General features: G+C 29.7%; 10 protein-coding genes. 1 reads left to right on the forward strand and 9 read right to left on the reverse strand.

What is annotated here, in order from left to right; genetic code table 11:
- Positions 1 to 8: 8 nt before the first annotated feature.
- The 8 genes from murQ to KPL54_RS19785 form a co-directional block, all read right to left on the reverse strand.
- Positions 9 to 914 carry an N-acetylmuramic acid 6-phosphate etherase gene (gene murQ, locus KPL54_RS19750; RefSeq protein ID WP_216108254.1) on the reverse strand — a complete coding sequence of 302 codons (906 nt, stop codon included), beginning with the start codon at positions 912 to 914 and terminating at the stop codon, positions 9 to 11.
- Positions 915 to 1214: 300 nt separating this feature from the next.
- A complete protein-coding gene (locus tag KPL54_RS19755; RefSeq protein ID WP_216108255.1) occupies positions 1215 to 1514 on the reverse strand; it encodes a nucleotidyltransferase family protein in 300 nt (99 codons plus the stop codon).
- A 1-nt stretch (position 1515) separates the two neighbouring features.
- Entirely contained in the window at positions 1516 to 1953 is a 438-nt protein-coding gene (locus KPL54_RS19760) for an HI0074 family nucleotidyltransferase substrate-binding subunit (protein WP_216108265.1), read from the reverse strand.
- 261 nt (positions 1954 to 2214) lie between these two features.
- Positions 2215 to 2610 (reverse strand): hypothetical protein, encoded by a 396-nt coding sequence (locus KPL54_RS19765; protein ID WP_216108256.1) that lies wholly within the window; start codon positions 2608 to 2610, stop codon positions 2215 to 2217.
- A complete protein-coding gene (locus KPL54_RS19770; protein WP_216108257.1) occupies positions 2607 to 2927 on the reverse strand; it encodes a hypothetical protein in 321 nt (106 codons plus the stop codon). Before KPL54_RS19770 ends, KPL54_RS19765 begins: the two co-directional genes overlap by 4 nt.
- Positions 2928 to 2992: 65 nt before the next feature.
- Positions 2993 to 3181: a hypothetical protein gene (locus KPL54_RS19775; RefSeq protein ID WP_216108258.1), complete on the reverse strand. Its 189-nt coding sequence runs from the start codon at positions 3179 to 3181 to the stop codon at positions 2993 to 2995.
- A 96-nt stretch (positions 3182 to 3277) separates the two neighbouring features.
- Positions 3278 to 3715 (reverse strand): hypothetical protein, encoded by a 438-nt coding sequence (locus KPL54_RS19780; RefSeq protein WP_216108259.1) that lies wholly within the window; start codon positions 3713 to 3715, stop codon positions 3278 to 3280.
- A gap of 14 nt (positions 3716 to 3729) precedes the next feature.
- Positions 3730 to 4056 (reverse strand): DUF2357 domain-containing protein, encoded by a 327-nt coding sequence (locus KPL54_RS19785; protein WP_216108260.1) that lies wholly within the window; start codon positions 4054 to 4056, stop codon positions 3730 to 3732.
- A gap of 415 nt (positions 4057 to 4471) precedes the next feature.
- Between KPL54_RS19785 and rodA the strand changes: the two genes are divergently transcribed.
- Positions 4472 to 5587, forward strand: a complete 1116-nt coding sequence (gene rodA / locus KPL54_RS19790) for a rod shape-determining protein RodA (RefSeq protein WP_216108261.1) — start codon at positions 4472 to 4474, stop codon at positions 5585 to 5587.
- 186 nt (positions 5588 to 5773) lie between these two features.
- On the opposite strand, the gene KPL54_RS19795 is transcribed toward rodA, so the two are convergent.
- Positions 5774 to 6702, reverse strand: a 929-nt coding sequence (locus KPL54_RS19795) for a C40 family peptidase (protein ID WP_216108262.1), incomplete at its 5' end; no start/stop codon positions are given.

Genomic DNA, 6702 nt, shown 5'->3' on the forward strand with positions numbered 1-6702 from the left:
ATTTCCCCCTAATTATGTTTTAACGCTTTTGCTATATATCCTTTATTTAAATCTAATCTAATTTTTGCCTGTTCTTTATTAAGTTTTGATAATATCATAAATATTGCAAGCTTTACATCAAAATCCGTTTTACTTAATACTTCCGTTGCTTCTTCAATATCTATGCCCGTTGCCTCGCATACTATCAATTTAGCCCTCTGTGTTAATTTTTCATTAGTTGATTTTACATCTACCATAAGATTACCATATACTTTGCCTAGCTTTATCATAGCTCCTGTTGATAACATGTTTAATACCAGTTTTTGAGCCGTTCCTGATTTAAGTCTTGTGGAACCTGTTACAACTTCTGCTCCAACTACTGGTGCTATTGATATTTTTGCTACCGCAGAAACTGGCGAATTAGCATTACAAGTAACCGAAATGGTTAATGCTCCTATTTCATTTGCATACTCAAGTCCCCCTATTACATATGGCGTTCTGCCTGATGCTGCAATTCCTACTACTGCATCATTCTCAGTTAGTCCTTTACTTTTTAAATCTGATTCTGCGATCTGCTTAGAATCTTCAGCCCCTTCTATTGCTCTAAAAATCGCTTCCTTTCCTCCGGCTATAATCCCTTGTACCAGTTCTTCTGGTGTCCCAAAGGTAGGTGGACATTCCGATGCATCTAAAATACCAAGTCTTCCTGACGTTCCTGCCCCTATGTAAATTAACCTCCCACCTTTATGCATTCTTTGGGCTATGCTATCTATGGCTATTGCTATTTTAGGAAGTTCCTTTTCCACAGCCCCTGCTACCTTTTTATCTTCATTATTTATTATTTTCACCATTTCTAAAGTTGAAACCGTATCTATGTTCATGGTATTTTCATTTCTACTTTCTGTTATTAGTTTTTTTAAATTTAAATTATTCATATTATCTCCTATATTAATCAATATTTTCCTTTTGGAATTATTTTATTTTATAACCTCATATTAACATTTTTGAAATTACGTTTCAAGTTATTTTGTAAAATATTTCATTTTATTTCATCATTAAAAATAATTAATAGCGTAAATAAGAGAGATACACAATATAATTTGCGTATCTCTCTTATTCGAACATTCTATTCATAAACCCATTTCCACCTCTACCTTTGGGTGTTATTTTGGTTCTTATGTTAGTATATAATAAACTCGGTTGGCACAACTCACTAATTTAGAAATAATTTAAAATTATCTACTACTAACTTTAGAATAAATTTCAATCCCATCCCTATCAATTTGTTTTTTTATATTCTCATTTAATGAATTTAGAAAAACAATATCACAAGAATATATTCCTATTACATCATTAATTTCCTCTACAATAGTTCCTTTGCTTTTACCTATATAACTTACACATAAGTCTATATCTGAATTTATATTTTCTGTTCCTTTTGCTCTTGACCCAAATATTATTACTTTCTCTATATTGTTATTATTCAGGAAATAATTAATCAAGCTTTTATATACTTTTTTATCTATTCCATACATATCACATTACCACTTTTGAAAGGTTACTTAATAGATCTTCTATGGCACCTGTATAATCACTTATTATCTTATTTTTAATTTCTTCATAATTTTGCTCATCATAAATATGAGATGTATAATTTCTTGATAATAAAATATCGTTCCAAATTTCTATATCATTAATTAATCCTTCTTTAAACGCTTGTTTATAACACCCTCTTGGATTATTTATCTCTAAACCAGATGATTTAAATATCTTAGAAAGTAACTTCCAAGTTAAGTCTTCTAGTGTTTCATACTTTTTAATAATTGAATCTCTATACACTTCCATAGTTATATCATCTGGGTTTTTTATATTACTAAAATTATCTGTGATATTCTTTAAATGAACTAATATTCTATATGCATAATTATATGTTAATTTTATTGATTCATCATATTTATCTAGTATTCCCATAATATTTATCACCCTTTCTAAGTTATATATAGTTATTATATTACCATATATAATAACATTTAAAACTAAAATCCTCAAAAATAAGGCTATATTTCTTTATTAATAGAAGACAAGATGCTAAAAAAAAGAAGCAAGCAAACATTTATTTTGTTTGCTCTGATTCTTTTTTATTCTGATAGATACATGGAGGATTTAGCCACCAACCACCAATAATCTACTTCAACTTATTAGTAAGAAGAAATTGCTTTCTAAAATCAATAATACTTAGTTCACTTTCAATACTTTTTCATCTAAAAATATTGGATCTACAAATTCTAAACTGTCTATAGGTAGCTTCCCCCCACTTTTTCTTAAAAGTTCAAAAACATCATATTTTTCTAAACCATATTTTGCTAGTATTTCTTTTACATCTTTTCTTCTCTTATCTGGTAGCCTACTTGAAAAGGCAGGAAACATATCATAACTTTCATAAACTTCATTTATATTTGCAAATGCTATTAATGGTTTAAACCCATTCTTAATTGCATTATCTAGCTCTTTAATTCTATATTTGAATTCATACTTACCATTTTTTGATAATTCTCCAATTATATATCTGTTTTTTGTCTTATAATCTTTCCAAATTAAATAAAGATGTTCTCTATTATTAATTCCACTCATTCTTCTGCCTCCTCTTCTCCATAATATATATCTATGATTTTTTTTCTTCTCCGTACTAAAAAAACATATAATGGTGATATTCTTATTTCTTCATTTATTTTATTTCTTACTATACCCCAATTACTGTGATGTCTATCACTATTACCTATTAATGCATCAAAGATTGGAATAATTAAAAAATCATTTTCTAAGCCTGTTTCCTTAATTGATTGGAGTATCATCTTTATGGAATATGGTTCTTCTGTTATATATATATTAGTAATATATTGAATTCCTTCTATTAGTTCTTCCTCTTCCTTTAATATCATATAACTCATAGACCCTACTCTGCCTCTAAATATACCTATATCAACTTTAGCACACTCAATACCTAAAACTTCAGCTAATTGATACGCAACTTTTTCGGCCCAATATTCTCCAGTCGGCTTCCTATATACACACCCTTAGGAAATTTAAATATCCCCTTTTGCTTTGTTTCAGAATTAATAAGCCATTTTTTCTCACTGGCTCCACTTCCAAAAGGAGAATCTTCATCAATCTCCCAATGATCAAAATTAATAAGCATACCCATGTTATCCACCTCTTAATTCTTATATATCCTCTCCATTACATGCCTAGGTCACCTACCAAACTCTCCCCTACTAAAACCATACGATTTCCCATTGTACTATACCCTGATTTCCTCATCTTTAATAAATATCCTAATTCCCTCAATAGAAAATCCTTTAATTCTACTATCCTTATCAATGCTTCCACCTATTTCTGTTTCAGTTAATGAACTTACTCTCCTAAGCTCTCGCCACAATCTATACTCTTCTTTAGATTTTATACAAAGCTCAGTTACTATCACCACATTATGAAGTAAATACTCAGTAGTATAAATCAACCTTCGAACCTGATAACCCCTTACTTCAATTTTTCTACAGAGCTTGTCCCATCCCTCAATTTTAAAAACATAATAATCTTCCTCCGACTCACTAGGTATATCCTTTATAGTATTTCTCTTCACAACTTTTATATAATTCTCTCGCCCTATAGGCTCAAGTGATCTTTCAAAGGTTGAATAAGAAGATTCATTTATTAGCTTGTCTAAGAACTCTTCCATAAGCCTTGTCGCTATCAAGTTTGTTTATAGATAACGTATGTTCCTATAAAACTATCTATCTTGCGAATTATAGTTATTAGCATAAACTTTAGAAATCTATTTTCCTTAGTGGCGAGTGATACCTTTTTAGTTACCTGTAAAGCCTGAGTAGGAATGTTTCTACCATCTACCCTTTCTAATAAATGAGGTCTTTTCTCAAGCCACTTTATAGTATCCATACTTGTATTCTTTAGACTTTGGTATTTACATACTCTGCTATCTTTTATCAGCTCATGATGGGGTTTTGATAAAACTATATTAATCGACTTCGGTGCTGCAATTTTAACATAGAAACTAGTCACTACGTTCCAGTTTTTACAATGGGGTCAGATGCATCGCCTAAAAAATGTAATCAAATTGTTATAATTTTAAATTAACATATAATACAGCAAAAACAACCATTAAATTCATTTTTTATCAATATACATGTAGTTTATATATTAATATGATATAATTATATTTTGTGCGAGCTGCAAAGGCGTGGTATTTTTTCTTAAATGGGAATAAATTTATTTTCATTGTTATAATTAACCTGTGTCTACTTCCTTGGAGCCGAAACGAAAGTGAAGATATTGAACCCACGAAATGAGGCCTTGGGGGATATCCTATTATGGAAATAACTAGTTAAAAAAATCATAAAAAAATGTGAAGTATCATAAAGTTGGTTATGAACTCCATAAAAAAGAAACAATAAACAACAGGGAGGTAGTTTAAACCATGAAGCTTTTAAAAAACCTAAAACTTAATAAAAAATTTTTAAGAGAATTTGATTACATTACAATTATAGCTGTAATCTGTATTGCGATTTTGGGATGTGTAACTATTTATAGTGCTACTTATAACGTTTATGGAAATCGCTATATTAAATTGCAAGGCATATTTTTAATATTAGGTCTTATTATGGTATATTTTTTCTTATTGTTTGATTATATATTGATAGAAAATTATGCTGTCATAATATATTGGGCTGGTGTTATATTTTTAATAATTAATCATTTTTTTGGTTCTACTATAAATGGGGCTAAATCTTGGATAAATATTGGTAGCATGGCAGTACAACCCTCAGAGTTTGCTAAAATTGGAATGATCATAATGCTAGCTAAGAAGATAGATGAAATGGAAGGAAAAATTGATAATCCTAAAAATTTATTACAATTAATAATGTATGCAGCAATTCCAATGATACTAATTTTTAGACAACCGGATATGGGAATGACTATGGTTAGTTTCTTTATAGTACTCGGAATAGTTTTTATTGTAGGACTAGACTGGAAAATAATAACTGCAGGAATGATTTCTATTTTACTGTTACTTATAGGTGTATGGAATTCATCAATTATAAAACCTTATCAAAAGGTAAGGCTTACGTCTTTTTTGGATCCTACTCAAAATACATCATCAAGTGGACTCCAGCTTGCTCAATCAACATTAACTGTAGGTTCAGGCGGACTAACCGGTACCGGTTTCTTAAAAGGAGTGCAGTTTAACAACATTCCAGAACATTATACTGATTTTATTTTTGCTGTTTTAAGTGAAGAAAGGGGGCTTATTGGTGTACTAATATTACTATTATTATATGGTATTGTTATATATAGATTAATTAAAATTGCAAAAAACTCCAAAGATATTTTTGGAACTGTAATAAGTGTAGGACTTGTATCTAATTTGTTATTTTCAATTTTACAAAATATAGGGATGAATATAGGAATTATGCCTATTACAGGAATAACACTTCCGTTTATGAGTTATGGTGGCAGTTCTCTTTTAACAAGTTTTATGTTGTTAGGCCTTGTATTAAATATAGGGATGAGGCGAAATAAAATAAACTTTTAATATGCTTATAGTGTGAGAATACTAACAATATTCATTTGTATATCAGAAATTTCAATGCCCTTTATTTTGCTTGAAATTTTTCCCATTTGACTATTTAAATGATCCACTGATCTGAAACATTTCAAAGTTTGGAAGTTAAACAGACAAGCTATGTTGCTATTTACGATCTCTATTATATCTTAATTTTTAAAGTATTCTTCTTCCTGTTACAAACGATGTTCTCCAATAACCACTTAGGGCTTCTATATGTACAAGTGTACCACTTTTTTGAGCTTCTATAAATTTGTTATTTCCAACATATATTCCTACATGCGCATTGCCTATAAAAAAAACTAAGTCTCCTACTTCGAGATTATTTATGCTAACAGCACTACCTTCTCCTACTTGCTGATAAGTTGTTCTAGGTAAATTAACACCGATACTCTTATAAATATACTGTACAAGTCCTGAGCAATCAAAACCACTAGTTGTTGTACCACCCCATATATAAGGTATTCCAATTAATTTACCTGCATTTGCTATTAGAGATTTTTTTTGAGAAGCTGTACTTGGTACTGGTGTTGTAACTTTTGAAGTAATTACGAATGATTTTGCAATGTATCCCCATGTATTATTATATTTAATTTTATAATAACCATTTAGAGTTCCATATAAATTTATATTATTTGTTGGATTAATAATACCAATAATATTATTACCTGTAGCTGCTGTTTTACGTACATTTAAATACCATACTTTTGTGCTGCCTACCCCTATTTTGGTTGTACTAGATACCACTGGTATTTTAACCACTGCTGAAGTTGCAGACGTACTTACGTATGATTTTGCAATGTATCCCCATGTGTTATTATATTTAATTTTATAATAACCATTTTGAGTTCCATATAAACTTATATTATTTGTTGGATTAATTGAACCAATAATATTATTACCTGTAGCTGCTGTTTTACGTACATTTAAATACCATACTTTTGTACTGCCTACCCCAGTTTTGGTTGTACTAGCTAATGTACTAGATGCAACCGGTATTTTAACCACTGCTGAAGTTGCAGACGTACTTACGTATGATTTTGCAATGTATCCCCATGTGTTATTATATTTAATTTTATAATAAC

This window comes from Clostridium estertheticum (assembly GCF_018861295.1).
Lineage (GTDB): Bacteria > Bacillota > Clostridia > Clostridiales > Clostridiaceae > Clostridium_AD > Clostridium_AD estertheticum_D.